We start from the raw sequence: 290 nt of genomic DNA, 5'->3' as shown, positions 1-290 counted from the left end.
GGAAATTGGAGCAATCGAGAAGAAGTCGTACTTTGACTTCGCACGAGATTGTGAAATTTCCGGAGTATTTGGCTTCTGTAGCTGGACACAGTAATAAGAGCAAACTCACTTGAATAACTTGAATGATAAATCGTTATCTAGTTTTGAAGGAATATACCTTCAACCGAATAAATTATCTGGTAATGATGGCGAAGAGGCCACACCCGTTCCCATGCCGAACACGGAAGTTAAGCTCTTCAGCGCCGATGGTAGTTGGGGGTTTCCCCCTGTGAGAGTAGGACGTTGCCAGG

General features: G+C 44.8%; 1 rRNA gene. It reads left to right on the top strand.

Features of this window, described 5'->3' with window-relative positions:
- Positions 1-175 precede the first annotated feature (175 nt).
- Positions 176-290, top strand: a 5S ribosomal RNA gene (gene rrf, locus K9V48_RS28785); the annotation flags it as partial.

Source organism: Metabacillus rhizolycopersici, assembly GCF_020075705.1.
This window is presented reverse-complemented; position numbering and strand designations above follow the sequence as displayed.